Source organism: Cohnella caldifontis, assembly GCF_029360585.1.
GTDB classification, from domain to species: domain Bacteria; phylum Bacillota; class Bacilli; order Paenibacillales; family Paenibacillaceae; genus Cohnella; species Cohnella caldifontis.
Genome location: NZ_JAQZSJ010000004.1, coordinates 43,538 through 63,325, shown reverse-complemented (window position 1 = coordinate 63,325; position 19,788 = coordinate 43,538). Strand labels below are relative to the sequence as shown.

16 protein-coding genes are annotated in these 19,788 nt (G+C 56.2%); 15 read left to right on the top strand and 1 reads right to left on the bottom strand.

Annotated elements, in window-relative coordinates:
• The first annotated feature begins 9 nt into the window (after positions 1 to 9).
• From PTZ19_RS08565 to PTZ19_RS08520, 10 genes are all read left to right on the top strand, one after another.
• The gene (locus tag PTZ19_RS08565; protein ID WP_276353776.1) at positions 10 to 1,440 is read left to right on the top strand and encodes an ABC transporter substrate-binding protein; all 1,431 of its coding nucleotides are present in this window, start codon (positions 10 to 12) and stop codon (positions 1,438 to 1,440) included.
• 75 nt (positions 1,441 to 1,515) lie between these two features.
• Entirely contained in the window at positions 1,516 to 2,400 is an 885-nt protein-coding gene (locus PTZ19_RS08560; RefSeq protein ID WP_276353775.1) for a carbohydrate ABC transporter permease, read from the top strand.
• Positions 2,397 to 3,227, top strand: a complete 831-nt coding sequence (locus tag PTZ19_RS08555) for a carbohydrate ABC transporter permease (RefSeq protein WP_276353774.1) — start codon at positions 2,397 to 2,399, stop codon at positions 3,225 to 3,227. Before PTZ19_RS08560 ends, PTZ19_RS08555 begins: the two co-directional genes overlap by 4 nt.
• Before the next feature lie 16 nt (positions 3,228 to 3,243).
• Positions 3,244 to 4,080, top strand: coding sequence for a sugar phosphate isomerase/epimerase family protein (locus tag PTZ19_RS08550; protein WP_276353773.1), 837 nt, complete (start codon positions 3,244 to 3,246; stop codon positions 4,078 to 4,080).
• A 394-nt stretch (positions 4,081 to 4,474) separates the two neighbouring features.
• Positions 4,475 to 5,812 (top strand): ABC transporter substrate-binding protein, encoded by a 1,338-nt coding sequence (locus PTZ19_RS08545; RefSeq protein ID WP_276353771.1) that lies wholly within the window; start codon positions 4,475 to 4,477, stop codon positions 5,810 to 5,812.
• Between the two features lie 104 nt (positions 5,813 to 5,916).
• Positions 5,917 to 6,888: a carbohydrate ABC transporter permease gene (locus PTZ19_RS08540; protein ID WP_276353770.1), complete on the top strand. Its 972-nt coding sequence runs from the start codon at positions 5,917 to 5,919 to the stop codon at positions 6,886 to 6,888.
• A 19-nt stretch (positions 6,889 to 6,907) separates the two neighbouring features.
• Complete coding sequence (locus PTZ19_RS08535; RefSeq protein WP_276353769.1) at positions 6,908 to 7,753, top strand: carbohydrate ABC transporter permease; 846 nt, start codon at positions 6,908 to 6,910, stop codon at positions 7,751 to 7,753.
• A gap of 55 nt (positions 7,754 to 7,808) precedes the next feature.
• Positions 7,809 to 8,945, top strand: coding sequence for a Gfo/Idh/MocA family protein (locus tag PTZ19_RS08530; protein ID WP_276353768.1), 1,137 nt, complete (start codon positions 7,809 to 7,811; stop codon positions 8,943 to 8,945).
• Between the two features lie 187 nt (positions 8,946 to 9,132).
• Entirely contained in the window at positions 9,133 to 10,875 is a 1,743-nt protein-coding gene (locus PTZ19_RS08525) for a cache domain-containing sensor histidine kinase (RefSeq protein ID WP_276353767.1), read from the top strand.
• Positions 10,853 to 12,472, top strand: coding sequence for a helix-turn-helix domain-containing protein (locus PTZ19_RS08520; protein WP_276353766.1), 1,620 nt, complete (start codon positions 10,853 to 10,855; stop codon positions 12,470 to 12,472). Before PTZ19_RS08525 ends, PTZ19_RS08520 begins: the two co-directional genes overlap by 23 nt.
• 164 nt (positions 12,473 to 12,636) lie before the next feature.
• Here the strand turns inward: PTZ19_RS08520 and PTZ19_RS08515 are convergent, their stop codons facing one another.
• Entirely contained in the window at positions 12,637 to 13,449 is an 813-nt protein-coding gene (locus PTZ19_RS08515) for a helix-turn-helix domain-containing protein (RefSeq protein WP_276353765.1), read from the bottom strand.
• Between the two features lie 219 nt (positions 13,450 to 13,668).
• On the opposite strand from PTZ19_RS08515, the gene PTZ19_RS08510 reads away from it, so the two are divergent.
• The 5 genes from PTZ19_RS08510 to PTZ19_RS08490 all read left to right on the top strand — a co-directional run bounded on the left by PTZ19_RS08510 (position 13,669) and on the right by PTZ19_RS08490 (position 19,774).
• A complete protein-coding gene (locus tag PTZ19_RS08510) occupies positions 13,669 to 14,799 on the top strand; it encodes a Gfo/Idh/MocA family protein (RefSeq protein WP_276353764.1) in 1,131 nt (376 codons plus the stop codon).
• 275 nt (positions 14,800 to 15,074) lie between these two features.
• Positions 15,075 to 16,091, top strand: coding sequence for a LacI family DNA-binding transcriptional regulator (locus PTZ19_RS08505; RefSeq protein WP_276353762.1), 1,017 nt, complete (start codon positions 15,075 to 15,077; stop codon positions 16,089 to 16,091).
• Between the two features lie 63 nt (positions 16,092 to 16,154).
• On the top strand, positions 16,155 to 17,672 hold the full coding sequence (locus tag PTZ19_RS08500) for a sugar ABC transporter ATP-binding protein (RefSeq protein WP_276353760.1): 1,518 nt from the start codon (positions 16,155 to 16,157) through the stop codon (positions 17,670 to 17,672).
• Positions 17,673 to 17,690: 18 nt separating this feature from the next.
• Complete coding sequence (locus tag PTZ19_RS08495) at positions 17,691 to 18,671, top strand: ABC transporter permease (protein ID WP_276353759.1); 981 nt, start codon at positions 17,691 to 17,693, stop codon at positions 18,669 to 18,671.
• Positions 18,672 to 18,790: 119 nt separating this feature from the next.
• Complete coding sequence (locus PTZ19_RS08490) at positions 18,791 to 19,774, top strand: sugar ABC transporter substrate-binding protein (RefSeq protein ID WP_276353758.1); 984 nt, start codon at positions 18,791 to 18,793, stop codon at positions 19,772 to 19,774.
• Positions 19,775 to 19,788 lie beyond the last annotated feature (14 nt).

Below are 19,788 nucleotides of genomic sequence, written 5' to 3'. Positions count from 1 at the left end.
CTTGGGTCCATGAATAAAAGCAGATTCATGAAGACGTCATTCATTCTGATGCTTGCCGGATTGTTCTTGCTTAGCGCCTGCTCGTCCAAATCGAATCAGGGTGCCGCTTCTTCTTCCGCTGCTCCTTCCGCACCTTCGGCCGCCTCCGCTTCCGGCAGCGCCAGCCCGCCGTCCGGGGAGAAAGTGACGCTAAACGGCGTATTCCTGGGCGCCACTTGGGGACAGGCCACGCAGGAGCTGGCGAAAGAGTACGAGAAAGAAACGGGCGTCAAAGTCAACATCGAGCTGGTCGGCCGCGACGTGATTTACCAGAAACTCGCACTCGCGATCGCGGGCCAAGCCAACTATGACTTGTTCAATGTCGACTACAACTGGATTCCGGAGTTCGCCTCGACGAACAGCCTGCTGCCGCTGGACGACCTGATCAAGAAATACAACGTGGATACGTCGGCATACTTGCCGCGCGCGCTTGCGCTCACGCAGTGGAACGGCAAGAACGGCTCCTTCGGAGAAGGCGGCACGATTTACGGTTTGCCGCAGACGATACACCCGCATTTGCTGTGGTACCGTGCGGACCTGTTCAACGACGAGAAGAACAAAGCCGACTTCAAAGCGAAATACGGGTATGATCTCGCTCCTCCGAAAACGATGGCCCAGTTCAAAGACGCCGCGGAGTTCTTTACCGGCAGGGCGGTGGACGGTCAGAAAATGTACGGCTGGGCCGCTCAGGCAACCAAAGGTTTCGGCAACGTGCATACGTGGCTCAGCTTCCTGTACTCCAACGGCGCGGACGTCATCGATTGGAACACCATGAAATCGTCGCTGTCCACGCCGCAGGCGATCGAAGCGACCAAAACCTGGGCGGACTTGCTGAAATATTCGCCTCCGGGCATCAACGATTATACGTTCGCCGAAGTGGCTTCGGACGCTTCCCAGGGCAAAATCGCCATGGCGATTCACTGGTCCTGGTCGGCATTCGAAGTCGACGATCCGAAAACGTCGAAAACGGTGGGCAAATGGGAATTCGCGCAAATTCCGGCCATGAAGGAATCGATTCCCCACCTGGCCGGCTGGTCGATCGTCATTCCGAAAACGTCCAAAAACGCCGAAGAAGCGTTCAAGTTCATGACTTGGCTCGAAAGCAAGCAAAACGACGTGAAGCAGGCGGCGATGGGCGGCGGCGATCCGGTCCGCACCGAGTCCTACAACGATCCGGCGCTCACCGGCGCCAAAATCGAAGGCACCGACGTCCTCCGTTTCCGCCGCTACCAAGCGCTGGCCGAAGCGATGAAAACGACGAAAGCCCGTCCTTTCTTCCCGCAGGAAGAGAAGTGGGAGAGCACCGTTTCCGAATATTTGAGCGCCATCCAGCTCGGCCGAATGTCCGTCGAAGACGCGCTCAAGAAAGCCGATGAAGCCGTGGATCAAATGCTGAAGTAATTCATCCGGAGACGGGCGCAGCACCAAAAGGGGGAGAGACACTCCCCCTTCATCTTTCCGACAGGAGGCCGTCAGATGAAGAAATTCAGACTCGCGCGAACCGGACCTTACTGGGTCATGGCTCCCGGCATGCTCCTCCTGTTGCTGTTTTCAATCTATCCTTTCGTGTTCTTGTTGAAAATCAGCTTCCAGGAGTACAGCCCGATCAGCCCCCAAAATCCGTTCGTCGGTTTCGACAATTATCGGACGTTGTTCCAGGACCATAACTTTTGGAACGCCCTCAAGGTGACCGCCGTTTTCGTCGTCTGCACGGTCGCACTCGAATTCCTCATCGGTCTCGGGCTGGCGCTCGTTCTGAACCGGCTGCCGCTGGGCCAAAGAATTTTCCAATCGGTTGTGCTGCTGCCGATCGCCATGGCGCCGACGGTGGTCGGCCTGATGTTCCGGTTCATGATGAACGAGCAGTACGGGGTATTGAATTATTTCATGGAGCTGGCCGGTTTTTCGCGCCAAGCCTGGTTGTCCGATCTCCATCTCGCGCTGCCGGCTTTGATCCTGACCGACATCTGGCAATGGACGCCGTTCATGATGATCATCTTGCTCGCGGGACTGAAGGGCATACCGGACGAACCGTACGAGTCCGCCGCGATCGACGGGGCCTCCCCTTGGCAAATGTTCCGGTATGTGACGATTCCGCAGCTGTCCCGGATCATTTCCATCGCTTTGCTGCTGCGGACCATTGACGCCTTCCGCATTTACGACACCATTTACATGATGACCAAAGGCGGCCCGATCAACGTCACGTCCACATTGAGCTGGATCGTGTACGACAAAGGCTTCAAATTCCTCGAATTCGGCTACGGCGCCGCCATCTGCGTCGTCATGCTAGTCATCGTCGTGACGCTGATTTCGCTGGCGATGAAACGAATGAATTTGTTTGACGAGGGGGCCTCGCGATGAGACAGCATAGAAGCAGCTCCGGCCTTGCCGCGCAATACGCGATCGTCATCTTTGCCATGCTGATCTTCATTTTCCCTATCGTGTGGATGGTGCTCACTTCGCTCAAAACCCAAAATGACGCCTTCACCGCCGTGCCCAAGTGGCTGTTTTCGGCGACTTGGGACAATTACCGTGCGGTGCTCGTCGATCGCGATTTCTCCAGGTTTCTGCTTAACAGCTTCTGGGTGTCGGCTGTCTCGACCGTGATCGCGATCATTCTTGGATGCGGGATCGCTTATCCGTTCGCCCGGTACAACCTCAAAGGCGGGAAAAACATTCTGACGTGGATCCTGACGCTCCGGATTATCCCGCCGATCGTGTCGATATTGCCGATTTACCTGGTATTTTCGAAGCTCGGGCTCTTGGATTCCTATACTTCTCTGGTGCTTATGTACACGTTCATGAATTTGCCGCTCGCCACCTGGCTGCTGTACGGCTTTTTCAAAGACGTGCCCGGCGAAATCGAAGAATCGGCGCTCGTGGACGGCAGCAACCGGTTTACCGCGTTTTTCCGCGTGATCTTCCCGATCATTGGCCCCGGGCTCGTGTCCGCCGGATTGCTGTCGTTTATTTTCGCCTGGAATGAATTCCTGTTCGCGAATATTTTGTCCGGTCCGCACGTGCGCACCGCTCCGGTCGGGCTCAACGAATACGCGACGCCCGTGAGCGTCCTGTGGGGGCAAATCGCCGCAGCCGGCACGATGATCATCGTGCCGATCGCGATCATCACCCTCATCCTGCAGCGCAAAATGGTCAGCGGGCTCACCATGGGAGCCGTCAAAGGATAAAGGAGGAACGATTCGGATGTTCAAGTACAGCGCGACGCAATGGATTTACGGCGCCGAGCCGCTGGAAGCCAGCTTCAAGCGGCTTCGGCGGTTCGGATACGACGGCATTGAACTGGCCGGCGAGCCGGCCAGCCTGGACACCGCCGAAATCAAACGGCTGATGGCGCAATACGGATTGTCGGTCACCTCGATTTGCGGGATTTATACGGCGGAGCGGGATTTATCGTCATCCGATCCGGATATTCGGTCCCATGCAGTCGCTTACGTGAAAGCGTGCGTGGATTTGGCGGCCGAGGCGGGAGCCAAGGTGCTCATCGTCGTCCCCTCGCCCGTGGGCAAATCCGCGCCGGGCACGACGGCGAGGGAAGAATGGAGCAACGCCGTATCGAGCCTTCGGGAGGCGGGACAATATGCCGAGACCCGAGGGATCCGTCTCGCGATCGAGGCCTTAAACCGTTTTGAGACGTATCTGGTCAACAAGCTGGATCTGGCCAAGCGTTTGGCCGAGGAAGTAGGCATGCCGAGCGTCGGCATCATGGCGGATCTCTTCCATATGAATATCGAAGAGAGGAATCCATGCCAGGCCATTCGGAACATCGCGCCGTACCTCTTCCACGTTCATATCGCCGATAATACCCGCGAAGCGGCAGGGCTTGGAATCACGGATTTTGCCGCCGTGCTGCGGACCTTGATCGACGTCGGATATCAAGGCTCGCTGACGATGGAGTTTTTACCGGCGGTTTCGAACCCGTATGCGGCGGCTTCGATGGAGACGGACGACCGGGCGGTGTTCGACGAATTCACGCGCCAGTCCATCGACCATCTCAAAGGACTGCTGGCTGAGCTTCGGTAGATCATGGGGCGCAACGAAAAAGTCTTGCCGGAACGCGGTGCGCGTTCGGCAGACTTTTTGGCTGCGTTCTTTTGTTTTGGCGCTTCCACTCGGGTCATGGTTCCGAAGTAGAACACACAGAACACTCGAGTCATCAGGAAACACGTCATCGGATAAGCCATATATTCGTAGGTGAAGCTCGTCTGGCTAACTTCGGCAAGCTTCCGTTGAAGCTGACCGTGATCCCTGATCGCCGCCGGCTTGATTCTTTTGTATGCCGCAAGAAGTTATCCGCGGCACGCGACCTGAATAAATTCCACATCGATCTAAATTCCGTCTCATGTTGCGTCCCAAGGTCCTCTGTTACACTTGGGAACGTATTCATTATATGAAATAACGAAAGGGGAAACGGAATATGGGCGGGAACAAAAAATTAAGCCTACTCCTGGCCGGCGTGCTGGCGGTCTCCGTGCTGGCGGGATGCGGGAGCGGCGGCGGCAAAGCGGCTCCGAACGACGGCGGTTCCGCCGGCGGAACGCAGTCCGCTTCGCAAGGATCCGGATCATCGCAGGAGCAAGTCATCCTTCAGTATTGGAATGCGGACGATCCGTCGCTCCAGGAATCGAAAGACGCGGAGAAACTCATTAAAGAATTCGAATCGAGCCACCCGAACATCAAAATCGAAATGCAATACATCAGCTACGAAATGCTTCACGACAAGCTGGTCACCGCGATTAACGCAGGAGATGCGCCGGACGTCAGCTGGGGACTGCCGGAGTGGGTCGGAGAATTCGCGGCGATCGATTCGCTGCTGGACCTGACGCCTTATTTCGACAAGTGGAGCGATAAAGACAAAATTTATCCGAACGTCATCGACGCTCTCAAAGTCAACGACAAATTGGTCGGCATGCCGAACTATCTGGGCATCCGCGCCCTGGAATACCACGAAGACATGCTGAAGAAAGCCGGGATCAGCGCGCCTCCGAAAACGTGGGACGAGCTGATCGCCATGGGGCCGAAAATCAAAGAAGCCGCCGGCGTCGACGCGTTCGGCATCACGGGCACGGGCGTCCGCGTGCCGCAGGAGCTCATCGTGTATCTGGCCCAGAACGACCTTGAAATCGCCGAGAAGATGGATGACGGCAAGTACAAAAACACGTGGAACGACGATCCCGAGCAGCTCAAGCGCGCCGCGGAAGTATTCCAGTTCTATAAGGATCTGGCGGACAAAGGCGTCATCGGCAGCAAAACGTGGGGCTATCAGGAATTGGACACGAACCTGGCGCTGGGACAATACGCGATGAGCGTCAACGGCGCTTGGCAGGAGCAGCGGGCGAAGGAAAATCCGGACGGCATGAAAGACGTCAAAATCGCTCCGATTCCATACAAGCTCAAGCCGGCGACGTACATGGAAGTCGTGCCGTACTTCATTTACAAGCAGACCAAACACCCCGAAGAAGCGTGGGAATTCCTCTCCTTCATGATGGACAAGCCGTATCAGGATCTCATCCACCCGACGAACTCCGCGCGTAATGACGTGGTGAGCGACAGCCAGTGGGGCAAGGATTTCATGGCCCTGAGCCCAACAGGCGTCGTATTCCCGCCGATTTCGCTGGGCGGCGTCACCCAGGCGATGATCGATTCGCTGGCCCGTCTGTACCTGAAGAAGGATTCGCCCGAAGACGTCGCAAAATGGTTGTCCGGCGCGATCAACGACAGTCTGAAGAAATCCGGAGACTTAAGCTCGAAATAGCATAATCGGAACGAGCGCAAACCCGGAACAGGCGAGCAAGCATGGCGAGCGGCAAAGGAACGCCATGCTTGCTCTTCCCAACAGAAGGGAAGAAGGTGAAGATAATGAACGCGAAAGTGGAGAAAAGAGACCATACGGCTTCAATACCCGACATCGCGGCGGACAATCGACCGGCTTCCCGACGGACGACAACCCGCGTGCAAAGGGCCAGGCGTTATGCATTGCTGTTTGTCCTGCCTGCTTTTCTATTCTTGGTGCTGCTCAATGCCTTTCCGCTGGGTCAGGTCGTCTGGGACAGCTTTCATTACCGGAACATGGTCAACGCGGCCCAGCAGGGCTGGGCGGGTTTATCCAATTTCGTCGGCGTGCTGCATAGCGAGATCATCGGAAAAACGTTATGGAATACGGTTCTGTGGACGGTGCTTTCAGTCGCGGGAGAGTATATCGCCGGCATCGTATCGGCCATGGCGCTGAATCAGCCGGTGCGCGGAAGAGCGTTCTTCCGGGGCATCATCATCGTGCCCTGGGTCGTCCCCATCGTCGTAGCCGGCATGATGTGGACTTGGATGCTGACGCCGGAATACGGAGTCATTAACATCTGGCTCGTCAAGCTGGGGATCATCGACAAACCGTATTACTGGCTGGGCGAAATGAACACCGCGCTGCTGGCCATTACCTTCGTGAACATCTGGAGAAGTTTTCCTTTCTATACGATCAGTCTGCTTGCCGGATTGCAGTCGGTTTCCAGAGAGGTCGTCGAAGCGGCGGCCATCGACGGCGCGGGCGTCATGACCCGTTTCCGGAAGATCGTCATGCCCCAACTGAAAACCGTATCGCTGACGCTGATTTTCATGCACATCATCTGGACGGCCATCAACTTCGACTTCATCTGGATCATGACGGAGGGCGGACCGTTCCACGCATCGGAGACGCTGCCGATCACGATATACCGTTATGCGATGAAAGAATTCGACATGGGCGCGGCTTCTTCGTTGTCCACCCTCATGCTGGGTTTTATGATCGTCGTGTTCTCGTTATTCTATTTCTCCGCCATGAAGAAAAGACAAGAGACGTAAAGGCAAAGGAGTGACGCATATGGTGGCGAGCCGGGGCGAGAAAAGGTTCTGGATGCTCCTGACCTACGCGGTGCTGATCCTGTTTTCCGTGTACTGCCTGTTTCCCTTCCTGTGGATGCTGGTCACTTCCCTGAAGCCGACCGAACAGATCCGCTCGGTGAATCCGACGTTCTGGATCGACCATCCGACGTTCAAACATTTCGCCAATGTACTCTACCATTCGAAATTCGGCACCTACTTCGCCAACAGCGTCAAAGTGGCGTTGTCCACGACGGTCATCGCGCTTGCCGTTTCCATTTTCGCCGGTTATGCGCTGAGCCGCTACGGACAATTCCGCGGCGTGAAAAGCGTGGGCGCGGCGATGCTGCTCTCGCAGATGATTCCCGGCGTGCTGCTCATGATTCCCTTGTATCTCATCATGAAGCAGCTGGGACTGATCAACACGCTGGGCTCGCTGATCATTGCCTACACGACCTTCATGATTCCCCTTTGCACGTTCATGATGAAAAGTTTCTTCGATTCCGTGCCGATGGAGATCGAAGAGTCCGCGGAGATGGACGGCTGCGGCAAGCTCAGCACGATTTTCCGGATCGTGCTCCCCGTATCCGTTCCGAGCTTGATCGCCACGTCGCTGTTCGCCTTCGTCAACGCCTGGAACGAGTTCATGTTCGGCTACGTCTTCATCAACGCGGACGACAGCCGCACGCTGACGCCGGGCATCATGCTCTTCAAAGGGCTGTACTTGACCGACTGGGGCAGCATCTCGGCGGCTTCCGTGCTCAGCGTGCTTCCGGTCATCATCATGTTCGCGTATATGCAGCGTTTCCTCGTGGAAGGCATGACGGCGGGCGCCGTCAAAGGATGATCGGGCGCGCGCGCGAAACCATTAAACCAACCAAACCCGTGCAGGAGTGAGCAAAGTGCTGAACAAGAAACTGAACGTCGCGGTAGTCGGCTTGCAATTCGGGGGGCAATTCGCCCCCATTTACCAAATCCATCCGGATGTCGATCAAGTAGGCATTTGCGACACGGACACGGCGCTGCTGAATGAATACGGCGACAAATTCGGCATCGCGGACCGTTATTCGAGCCTCGCGGATGTGTTGAAGTCGGGCAAATACGACGCCGTGCATCTGGTTACGCCGATCCATTCCCATGCCAGGCAAACGCTGGAGGTGCTGAACGCCGGGCTGCACTGCGCCTGCACCGTGCCGATGGCGACGACGATCGAGGAACTGAAAGCGATCGTGGCCGCGCAAAAAGCGAGCGGCAAAAACTTCATGATGATGGAAACGGCCGTCTATACCTATCAGTATCTGCAGGCCGAGGAAATGAAGGCCAAGGGAGAATTCGGACGCATCCAATTCCTCCGAGGCGCTCATTACCAGGACATGGAGAATTGGCCGTCGTACTGGATGGGCCTTCCTCCGATGCACTACGCCACGCACGCGATCGCGCCGCTTCTGGCCATCAGCGAAGCGCGCGCCACGAAGGTGCACTGCTTCGGTTCGGGCGTGATGCGGGAAGAGCTGCATCGTCAGTTCGGCAATCCCTACCCGGTGGAAACGGCGATATTCCAGCTCGACAAGCCGGATCTGTCGGCCGAAGTGACGCGGACCCTGTTCCATACGGCGCGCGACTATATGGAAAGTTTCAACATTTACGGCGAGAATGCCTCGCTCGAGTGGCATATGGAGAAGGAGCCGCTGATGCTCTTCCGCATGGGGCCGCTCACCGAGGGCAGGGGCCGCGACATCCATTACGAGCGGATTGCGCCTGCTGCCCGCCCGGAAACGCTGCCTGCCGAGGTCGCACGTTACATGTATCATCAGGATCATCTGGACGAAAACAACCCGCATCTTTCCGTCCTGCAAGGCGGCGCGCACCACGGCTCGCATCCGCATCTGGTGCATGAGTTCGTCAGAAGCATCATGGAGGAACGCAAACCCCGCGTGGATGCGGTAACGGCGGCGAACTGGACGGCGGCCGGCATCTGCGCCCATGAATCCGCCATGAAGGGCGGAGCCGAAGTGATCATTCCGAGCTTCGACGACTGAACCGGGTTCATCGAGAGGAGGTTTATCCCTATTGCGCGTTTTCCATAGGGATAAGTCTTCTTTTCATGCAATTATCTTCCATTGGCCCAGCCGGATCCGTAGTATATCATCGAACCAAGGGAGATCGTGAACCAACATCACGGAGCGGGTGAGCGCCACGAAACGTTTACGATTGAAAAATATCCGCATGAAAATCGTTCTGGCCATGCTGACAGCCGCTTGCATACCTCTCGGAATTCTGGCGGGCATATTGCTTTACCAGGTCAATCAGCAGATCCAGGGGGACATGCGTTTCGCCCAAGATCGGGCGGAGCAGGATATCAAGGAAAAGATCGAGCAATTCGACGAGGATTTCTATGATACCGCTTACCGGATCTATTCCAACACCGAATTGCTGCTGAGCCTGAAAAACGATACGCAGTACGAACCGGACAACAGCAGGACCTACGACGCGGCAAAGGACATGAATCAATTCTTCATGTACATCTACAATTATCGGGTACAGGATATCGTAGGCCTTTATCTGATCAACTCGCATGCGCACCCCGTCGGTTATTTCATCCCCGAGCTGTCGCGAATGGGCGGCAAGCATAGGATGTACATCCAGGAGCTGACGGCCGACCTGGAGGTGCCGGAAGGCGCCCGCTCCGAAACGCGGTTCGTTCCCGATCGGATATACGGCGAGCCGGTGATTCAATACCTGTTCCCGATTCAATTCCGGGGCCAACATGTCGGCACGCTGATCATCGATGCCAAGGCTTCCCATTTCCGCGAGATGGTCGAACGGTACAACACGTTTTACCAAGGCAAAGTGGTGATTACCGACGGGTCCGATCGGGTTTTGTACCACACGGACGCGAGCCGGACCGGCACGATCGTACACCCGTCGGAGAAGCCGCGCGCCAGCGTTGTGATCGAGACGCCGCTGAACGTACCGGATTGGAAGCTCATTTACGTTTATACCATCAGTCCGAAGCTGCTCGTGATCCGGAATCTGGCTTTGTTCATGGTGGCGCTTTCCTTCCTGCTGGCGATCGGGTTTTCCCTGTATTTGGGCTACATCATCACGAAGCCGATTATTCAACTGCACCGGAAAATGAAGTTGATCGAAATCGGCGATTACAACGCGCGGGCATCCATCAAATCTCACGACGAAATCGGCTTTCTCGGCGACCAGTTCAACCGGATGGCGGGAACGATCCAACAGCTGATCGAGAACGATTTGCGGCTTCAGCTCATCAACAAAGAGACGCAAATTCGAGCTTTGCAGGCGCAGATCTCTCCCCATTTTCTCTACAACACGCTGCAGACCATATCCAGCATCGCGATGGTCCGCCAGGTGCCGGAAATCAAAACCGTCAGCCAGAGCCTGGGCAATATGTACCGCTACAACATGAAGATCACCAACGAAGCGGTGTCGATCCAGGAGGAAGTCATGCATGTCCGAAACTACCTCACGATCATCAATAAAAGGTTTCCGGAGCAAATCCGCATTCACGTGCATACCGATCCGTCTGTGCGGGAGCTCCGGGTGCCCAAGCTGATCCTGCAGCCGATCGTGGAGAACGCGGTGGAGCATAGCCTGATTCCGTCGCGAAGCGAACGAAAGCTGATCAAAATCACGGCGAAGGCGGACGTGGAGAACGGCAGCCTCTGTCTCACCGTATTGGACAACGGGAAAGGGATGACGGAGCATCAGGCGGCGGAGTTGAACGCGATTCTGCAAAACGCGGTGAGCCGCAAGGATCCGGGCTTGCAGGACGGTTCCTCGATCGGCCTGAGCAACGTGCAAATGCGAATCCAATTGCTTTGCGGTACGGAATACGGGCTCCGGCTGTACGGCAAACCGGGCAAAGGCACGTGCGTCACATTCCGGCTGCCTCTGAACAGGCAAGGAGGGGATTCGGATGAAAATTCTCATCGTCGATGACGAAAAGGGCGTCCACGATCATTTGCGAAGCGCGGTGCCGTGGACGACGCTGGGCTGGGAGATCGTCGGGGACGCCTATGACGGAGAACAAGCCTGCCGTTTGGCGCAAGCGTGCCAGCCGGATATCATTCTTACGGACATCAAGATGCCGCTCATGGACGGACTGATGTTCATGGAATGGCTCAAAGCCGGTCACTTCCGGGGAAAAGTCATCGTGCTCAGCGGGTACGGCGATTTCGAATATTCCCGTTCCGCCTTCCTGCTCGACGGTTTCGATTATTTGCTGAAGCCGGTCAACGAAGCGCAGCTGCTGGGCGTCTTAAGCAAAGCCGCCGAGGAGCTCGAGAAAGAATCCCGCACGATCATCGACCAAATCGACCAGCGCGCCGTGCTGAACAAAGGAATCGTACTGATGCAGGACGAGTTCCTGACCAACATTATTTCCGGCGCGATCCGGGACGAGAACGAAATGTTCGTCGGCGTCGAGTCCCTGCCGGTATCCTTGCCGGAAGGAAAGTTTACGGTCGTCGTCGTGCAGATCGTGGATTCGGAAATCAAAGTGCAGATGACCTACGGGGGCAATCGGAACGTCTTCTATTTTGCCGTACGCAATATTTTGCAGGAATGTCTCGGACAGCAAGACGGCGTCGTCTTCCGCAATCTCACCAAAAAACATGAATTCATCCTGCTGTTTCCGGATGAGAGCCGCAATGCGGAGCGGTCGCAATGGCTCGTGAAAAGCATCCATGCCGGCTTTTCCTCTTTCCTGCGCGTCAACGCCCGATATGGGATCAGTTCCGTGAAGCAGCGTTTGAAGGCGATTCCCGATGCGTATCTGGAAGCTTATCAATCGGTCGAAGGCCTGCCTCTCGACAACGGGCCTCGCTGGGCCCAGTACGTTTCCGGCAAACCGCCCGCCGCAGCCGCCATGCCGGACGTATGGGGGGAGTTTCAACGCTTGCTTGAATCGCTGCTCGAAACCGGAACGCTGCCCGCGAACGTCAACCTGCTGCAAAAGCTGGATCAGGCGTTGTCCGACGAAGTATTGGGGAAAATGAGCGGCACGATGGTAAAACAGGCGGTATTGTCGCTGCTGGTTGCAATCGAGAAAGGGTTCCGTAAGCCGCTGGATTCTCTGATCGTTTCCATGCACCAGGTCAGGAGCGAGCTGAACGACTGGAACCTTCAAGAGGCCGGACGCCTCCTTCGGGAGGTCGTCCGCGACGTCATCGAGGAATGGACCGGCGACACGACGATGAAGAACGGGCGGCAAATCATCGAGATCGTGAAAAAGCACGTCTTCGAGCATTATCGAAACGTCTCGCTCGAGGAGATCTCCCAGCGTTTCTACCTGAACAAAAATTACTTGTGCTCTTTGTTCAAATCCGCCACCGGAGAAAACTTCACGGAGTTCGTGACGCGCGTCCGGATGGAGCGGGCCAAATGGCTGCTCACGCATACGGACCGGAAAACCTATGAAATCGCAGGGCTTGTCGGGTACAGCGATCAGCGGTATTTCAGCAAGGTATTCAAGAAGCACACCGGCAAACAGCCCACCGAATTTCGCATAGATAACCAGGAGGAAGGCATCAGTTGAAACAGAACCCCGTGGAAGAATAAAGGAGCGGACCGGCTGCCGGGACGCTCCTTTTCTTGGGTGATTCAGAATTTATAAATTTCGCGCTTATCCATTTCTGAATCCCCTCCGATAAAAACGGCATTCTCTGTTACCCAAGGACGACGAAGTCGTTTTTACTTGGCTCAGGGGTTTCGGAAATATTTTTGCTGAAGCATTTTGGGCGTGATTCCGATCTTGCGCTTGAAGCTTTTCAGAAAATAGAAGTAGTCCGAGAATCCGGTCTTGGCGGCGACGGCGGCGACGCTTTCTCCGTTGACCAGCAGGTTGAAGGCGTGCTGGATGCGGATATCGATCAATTTTTGCCGAATGGTCGTCTGGAACCGCCTGTAGAACACGCCGTTCAGCTGCCGGTACGTGAGATGGAAATGTTTCTCGAGGCGCTCCGCGCCCAGCTGATCGCCGTAGTGTTCCGACAGGAAGAAGAAAATCTCGTCGGCCAAGCTGCCGCGATCGTAACCCATTTGCTTGTTCTGCATGAACGCGCTGAGCTGGTATAAGAGGGCTTTCACGTGTACGGCAAGAAATTGCTCGCCCGCGTAATCGAGTTGGCGCTGCTTGTCGAGGTAGTCGACGAAGCGGAACAGGTCCAAGTCTTTGGGGAGCTGTCCGGACACCGGCAGGAGTATTTGATCTTTCCGCAGCCGGGAAGGCGGAGCCAGCCTCTTGCCGGCCATATGGAAATGAACGAAGAACACTTCGTGCGCGTCCGTTTCGATGCCGCCGTGTTCGATGTGAGGCGGAAGGAGGAAGTAGTCCCCCGGCGTGAACGTATACCGGCGTTCTCCGATTTGGATCGTTCTTCGCCCCGCATGGACGATTCCCAGCACCCAGAAGGCCACGTTTCTCGCCGGATGGACATTGGCTGCCGTGATGCGGCCCATCGTCTCAACCGACGGCTCACCCTCCAGGTGGTACCAATCCGTATTTTCCTTCATGCGGCATTTCTCCCCGATCTTGCGGCCGACACTCTCTGAAGCCTTTTACTTTGTTTATCTCACGTTTTGGTATGCCTGTACAGAGAAAAATCGGGAAAGCGACAACACTTCCGTTTTTTCCATATACTCATCTTGAATCTGCATGGCGCGTTCCCTGCGTTCTGCGCTAACCTATCCGTAGAAGGACTTCATCCATGAATCGATAGAGGAGAAGCGCGCATGACGAAAAAAATCAAAGTCGCTTTGGTCGGCCTCGGATTCGGCGCCGAATTCGTCCCGATCTACAAGCATCATCCGATGGTCGGGGACATCGCGATCGTCGACGGCAATGAAGACGTGTTGAAAGAAACCGGAGACAAATTTTCCATCACGCATCGGTATACGGACATCGCGGACGTTCTCCGGAACGACGCCTGGGACGCGGTGCATCTGGTCACGCCGATTCAGTACCACGCCCCGCAGTCGATTGCGGTCCTGAACGCCGGCAAACATTGCGCCTGCACCATTCCGATGGGCTTGTCCCTGCAGGAACTGAGGGACGTGATCGCCGCGCAGCGGGCATCCGGGAAAAACTACATGATGATGGAAACGGCCGTCTACACCCGGGAGTATCTCATGGTCAAAGAGATGCACGAGAAAGGCGAGTTCGGCAGAATCCAGTTTCTGCGGGGTGCCCACTATCAGGATATGGACGGCTGGCCGGATTATTGGAAGGGTTTCCCCCCGCTGATGCATCCCACGCACGCCATCGCGCCGCTGCTCGATCTGATCGGCAAACGCCCGGTCAAGGTCAGCTGTCTGGGCTCCGGCTCGATGCGCGAGGAACTGGTGCGGCAATACAACAATCCGTTTCCGGTCGAAAGCGCGCTGTTCCAACTGGAGGATTCGGATGTCGCGCTCGAATTGACCCGCACGATGTTCCATACGGCCCGCGATTACTCCGAATGCTTTAACGTCTATGGCGAGAAGGCGACGTTCGAGTGGCAGCAGCTGGAGCATGAGCTGCCCGTGATCTTCCGAATGGGAGAAATGAACGGAAATCGGGGACGGCCCTTCACCGTCGAACGCGTGACGGCCCCCGACCGGCAGGAACTGCTGCCAGAAGCGATCCGCCGTTTCACGCAGAAAGGCGTCTACGACGAGACGAACGAGCACCTCTCGTTCATTCAGGGCGGGGGACACGGCGGCTCCCATCCGCATCTGGTGCATGAATTCGTCAGCAGCATCGTGGAGGGGCGCGAGCCGAGCATCGGCGCGATTACGGCCGCGAATTGGACGGCTGCCGGCATTTGCGCCCATCAGTCCGCCTTGAACGGCGGCATGCCCATGGACATTCCGGCATTTGAATAAAACAACTCCGGAACAGGCCGGGCGTTATGACCCGGTCTGTTTTTTTGCACACCGAACTGAAGTTCCTCTCCTGCTTCGACCGAGGAGGCGGTGCGCGACATCGCGAAGCCGGCGCCTATTTTCAAGACGGGTTAGCTTCATGCTCACAGCATCAGTGAAGGAAACGCGCCACGCAGAGAAATGAAACGTTGACAATTTCAATTTGACGGTGTTAATATCAAATTCATACTTGATAAAACGTTTAACCCAACATAGAGAAAGGAGGCAGCAAGCGCATGCGCGTCACGATCAAGGATGTTGCCCGGGAGTGCGGGTATTCGGTGGCCACGGTTTCGCTCGTTCTCAACGACAAAGAAAGCCGCATTTCAGCAGCGGCACGAGCGAAAATCCTGAAGGTGGCCGAGGAGATGAATTTCCGGCCCAATCGTTTGGCGGTCGGACTCGTGACGCAGAAAACTCACACGATCGGCCTCATCGTCCCCGACATCAGCAACTTCCACTTCGCGGAAATGTGCAACGCCATTGAACACGAATGCCGGAACAACGGCTACATCGTGCTGCTGGGCAGCTACGGATCTTCCGATGATCAAGCGTACGAGTATTTCAAGGAGTTCATCGACAAGCGGGCCGAGGGCATCATTCTCGCGAAGCCGCGATTGACCGAGTTGACCGAGAAAGAGAAAATGTGTTTTAGCCTGGCTCAGAGAGCCAGGGTACCGGTCGTCACTTTCGAAGAGTTCAAAGCAGCGAAAGGGGTTCGATCCGTCAGTTTCGATTTCGAAGCCGGGGGATATTTGGCGACGAAGCATCTGATCGACCTTGGACACCGCCGCATCGGCTGCATCACCGGGCAGAGCAACATGGTGTCGTCCCTCGCGCGTCTTAAGGGCTATAAGAAAGCGCTATCCGAAGCCGGAGTGGATTTCGACCCCCAGCTCATTTACGAAGGAGAATTTACGCTGGACAGCGGTGTGGAGGCGCTGCCTTACTTACTGGGCCAGAACGTCACCGCCATCTTCGCGTTCAACGACATGATGGCGATGGGCGTCTATAAGGCTGCGCGAAACTATCAGTTGAAAATACCGACCGATCTCTCCTTGGTCGGATTTGACGATATCGATTTGAACGAGATTCTGGAAGTTCCGCTGACATCCGTCACGCACCCCGCCGGCGCGATGGGCAGGGAGAGCGCGAAGCAAGTCTTGAACATGATCGATGGCGGAGAGCGGGAGCATGGCATCCTGTTTCATCCCTCTCTGAAGGTCAGAGGCAGCACCCGCAAGTTGAGATAATTTTTTTTGAATATTGGTAAAACGTTTTATCAAAGCCGCATTCTAGAGAAAGGGGTGGCCCGCATGCGGACACGGGAAAGCCGCGATATTTTGCTCGCGATGGAAGGCATTACAAAATCGTTTTCCGGCGTAAAGGTGCTGGACGGCGTCTCCTTGCAGCTTAAAAAAGGAAGCGTTCATGCACTGGTCGGGGAGAACGGCGCAGGGAAGTCGACGCTGATGAAAATTTTGACCGGGATGTACGACGACTATCAGGGCACGATCACGCTCGAGGGAAAGCCGATCCGATTTCCGGACGAACGCGCCGCCCTGAATGCCGGCATCTCGATCGTCGCCCAGGAGCTGACGCCGATCCCGGATTTGACCATCGCGGAGAACATCTTCATCGGCCGCGAGCCGACGACCCGGTTCAAGGGGATCATTTCCCGCAAAAAGCTGTACGAGCAAACGCGGGAGCTCATCAACAAGTTGGGGCTTGCCTACGATCCTCATACGAAAATGCGGGAGCTGAGCGTTGCCGAAACACAGATGGTCGAGATCATCAAGGCGATTTCCCGGGACAGCCGCCTGATCGTCATGGACGAGCCGACCTCGGCGCTCACCGAAGCGGAGACGCATTATTTGTTCGGACAGATCGAGCAGCTGCGCGACCAAGGCATCGCGATCGTCTTCATTTCCCATAAGTTCGACGAGATTTTCCGGATTTGCGACGAAGTGACGGTGCTTCGGGACGGCAAGTTTATCGGCTCCCAACCGATCGGCGAGCTCGATCAGGACAAAATCGTGACCATGATGGTCGGCCGGCAAATTTCCGATATTTATCCGCCGTTGCTTCCTCCCGGCGATCCCGTCGTTTTCGAAGCGAACGGCTTGACCCGGGCCGGTGAATTCAAGGATGTTTCCTTTCGAATCCGGAAGGGGGAAATCGTCGGCGTCTCCGGGATTATGGGCGCGGGACGCACCGAGGTGGCGCGGGCGATATTCGGACTCGACCGTCTGGACGCAGGGGAGATCAAACTCGCCGGCGAGAAGCTGAAAATCCGGACCCCGCGGGATGCGATCCGCAAAGGAATCGCCATGGTGTCGGAAGACCGCAAACAGTTGGGGCTCGTGCTGGTGAGGTCGATCAAAGACAACATTGCGCTGCCCAACATGGACCGATTTGCCCGCGGTTGGGTGATCAAAAGAGGAAAGCTGCGGGAGGAAGCCAAACAGATCAGCGCCAAACTGTCCGTGAAAGCGTCTTCTCTTGATATCGAAGCGGGCAATTTGAGCGGCGGGAACCAGCAAAAGGTGGTATTGGCCAAATGGCTGGTTCGTTCGCTCAAGCTGCTGATCCTGGACGAGCCGACGCGCGGCATCGACGTGGGCGCCAAAACCGAGATATACCGGCTTATCCGCGACCTTGCGAGCGAGGGGCTTCCGATTCTGATGATCTCATCGGAATTGCCGGAAGTCATCGGCATGAGCCACCGCGTGCTGGTCATGGCGGAAGGGCGGATCCAGGGCGAGCTGCCGCGCGAGCAAGCCACGCAGGAGAACATCATGCAGCTGATCGTCGCAGCCGCGAAAGAACATTAACGAAGGGGGACAAACGATATGAGCGCAACCGTCACCGCGGAAAAAGAAGCCGGCCGAGACCGGCGCACGGACTGGAAGCTGCTGTACCGAAAATACGGAATCGTACTCATTTTCTTCGCCATCATCATCATTTCCGCCTTGCTGAATTCCAACTTTCTCGAGCCGCAAAACCTGATGAACATCGTCAGGCAGAATGCCGTCATTGCCATTCTGGCCTGCGCCCAGACCATCCTGATCGTCAGCGGAATGATCGATTTGTCCGCGGGTTTCGTCCTCGCGCTCGCAGGCTGTCTGGCTTGCGGCGTCATGGTCAATACGGGATCGGTCTCCGCCGCGCTGTTTACCGGGATCGCCGTCGGCGGTCTGTGCGGATGGCTCAACGGCTTTTTGATTACCCGCTTTTCCCTTCAGCCGTTCATCGCGACGCTGGCCATGGCGAACGTGGCCAACGGGATCACCCAGGTGTACACAGGAGGCAGCGCGATTTCGGGCATCAAAGAGCTTAAATACGTCGGTCAGGGCATGGTGGGACCGATTCCGCTGCCGATCATCATCATGCTTTTCATCGTACTGCTTACCTGGTTCATCATGAAGCATACCAAATTCGGCCTGTACATTTACGCGATCGGCGGCAACGAGAAAGCGACGATTGCTTCCGGCGTCCACGTAAACCGCACCAAACGGCTCATTTTCCTGCTTAGCGGTCTGTTCGTCGGCTTGGCCGGCGTCGTCCTGATGGCGCGCCTCAACTCCGGACAGCCTTCCGTCGGGGTCGGCAAAGAATTCGACGCGATTACCGCGGCCGTAGTCGGCGGTACCAGCTTCAACGGCGGCATCGGCAACGTATTCGGCACGCTGGTGGGCGCGCTCATTGTCGGCATGATCAACAATATCCTCAATCTGATGAACGTTTCCACGCAGTATCAATTGATCATCAAAGGGCTTCTCATCGCCGGGGCGGTCATCATCGACATCCGGACGAAATCGGCCAAGTCTTAACGGAGTCCTGCGTTTCGAGGAAGGGAGGCGAGGCCGCGTTTTCGGCGCGTCCGCTGCGCGAATGTTTGGCATGGCAAGGAAAAAACCGTAACCAAAATTTCCATGGAGGTCATCCAGAGATGAAAAAACGTTTCCTCAGCATCCTGGCATTCGTTCTTGTGCTGTCTGCCTTGACGGCATGTTCCGGCAACAACGACAAAGCGGGTTCCGAAGCAAGCGGCGCAAACGGCGCGAGTCCCGCGGCGGCGGACAAGAAACCGTTCACGATCGCGTTCGACAACGCGAACGACGTATACGCCTATTGCGTGAAGGTGCGCGAATACCTCAAGCAGGCCGCCGAGGCGGAAGGCATGAAAGTCCTGGTGGCCAACGGCGCCGGCGACGTGAAAACGCAAAACGACCAAATCGACAATTTCATCGTGCAGAAAGCGGATTTGATCGCTTCGATCTCCATCGACCTGGACGGCTCGGTGCCGGCGGTCGAGAACGCCAAAGCGGCGAACATTCCTTACCTCTCCCTGCTGACGCACGTCAATACGGACGGCTACATCTACGTCGGTTCGGAGAACAAGCAAGCGGGCGAAGTGCAGGGCGAATATCTCGCCAAAGTGCTTCCGCAAAACGCGAAAGTCCTCTACATGACCGGACAAACGAACGACCAGCAATACGTGGACCGCAAAGCCGGGCTGACCGAGAAATTGCTGAAAGCGCGTCCGGACGTGAAGCTGCTGGCCGAGCAATCTTCCGACAACCAGAAAGACAAAGGCATGTCGCTGACCGAAGACTGGATGCAGCAATATCCGCAGTTCGACGCCATTATCTCGCAAAACGACGATGCCGCTCTCGGTGCCGTAGAGGCGCTCAAAGCGGCCAACCGCCTGAAAGGCGTCGTCGTGGTCGGCATCGACGGAAGCGATGAAGCGCTGAAGTCGATCGAAGCCGGAGAATTGACGATGACCGTGTTCCAGGACGCCAAATCGCAGGCGCAGGCCGTTGTCGACGTAGCCAAAAAGCTGCGTGACGGCGAAGACCCGAAATCGATCACGGACATCCTGATTCCGTTCAAAGCCGTAACGAAAGAAAACGTCAGCGAAGTGAAGTAAAGGCTGCATAAGCG

Excerpts from the sequence above, each read along its gene's own strand:
- PTZ19_RS08565 (WP_276353776.1), top strand. The coding sequence starts at position 10 with ATGAATAAAAGCAGATTCATGAAGACGTCATTCATTCTGATGCTTGCC.
- PTZ19_RS08560 (WP_276353775.1), top strand. The coding sequence starts at position 1,516 with ATGAAGAAATTCAGACTCGCGCGAACCGGACCTTACTGGGTCATGGCT.
- PTZ19_RS08555 (WP_276353774.1), top strand. The coding sequence starts at position 2,397 with ATGAGACAGCATAGAAGCAGCTCCGGCCTTGCCGCGCAATACGCGATC.
- PTZ19_RS08550 (WP_276353773.1), top strand. The coding sequence starts at position 3,244 with ATGTTCAAGTACAGCGCGACGCAATGGATTTACGGCGCCGAGCCGCTG.
- PTZ19_RS08545 (WP_276353771.1), top strand. The coding sequence starts at position 4,475 with ATGGGCGGGAACAAAAAATTAAGCCTACTCCTGGCCGGCGTGCTGGCG.
- PTZ19_RS08540 (WP_276353770.1), top strand. The coding sequence starts at position 5,917 with ATGAACGCGAAAGTGGAGAAAAGAGACCATACGGCTTCAATACCCGAC.
- PTZ19_RS08535 (WP_276353769.1), top strand. The coding sequence starts at position 6,908 with ATGGTGGCGAGCCGGGGCGAGAAAAGGTTCTGGATGCTCCTGACCTAC.
- PTZ19_RS08525 (WP_276353767.1), top strand. The coding sequence starts at position 9,133 with ATGAAAATCGTTCTGGCCATGCTGACAGCCGCTTGCATACCTCTCGGA.
- PTZ19_RS08520 (WP_276353766.1), top strand. The coding sequence starts at position 10,853 with ATGAAAATTCTCATCGTCGATGACGAAAAGGGCGTCCACGATCATTTG.
- PTZ19_RS08515 (WP_276353765.1), bottom strand. The coding sequence starts at position 13,449 with ATGAAGGAAAATACGGATTGGTACCACCTGGAGGGTGAGCCGTCGGTT.
- PTZ19_RS08510 (WP_276353764.1), top strand. The coding sequence starts at position 13,669 with ATGACGAAAAAAATCAAAGTCGCTTTGGTCGGCCTCGGATTCGGCGCC.
- PTZ19_RS08505 (WP_276353762.1), top strand. The coding sequence starts at position 15,075 with ATGCGCGTCACGATCAAGGATGTTGCCCGGGAGTGCGGGTATTCGGTG.
- PTZ19_RS08500 (WP_276353760.1), top strand. The coding sequence starts at position 16,155 with ATGCGGACACGGGAAAGCCGCGATATTTTGCTCGCGATGGAAGGCATT.
- PTZ19_RS08495 (WP_276353759.1), top strand. The coding sequence starts at position 17,691 with ATGAGCGCAACCGTCACCGCGGAAAAAGAAGCCGGCCGAGACCGGCGC.
- PTZ19_RS08490 (WP_276353758.1), top strand. The coding sequence starts at position 18,791 with ATGAAAAAACGTTTCCTCAGCATCCTGGCATTCGTTCTTGTGCTGTCT.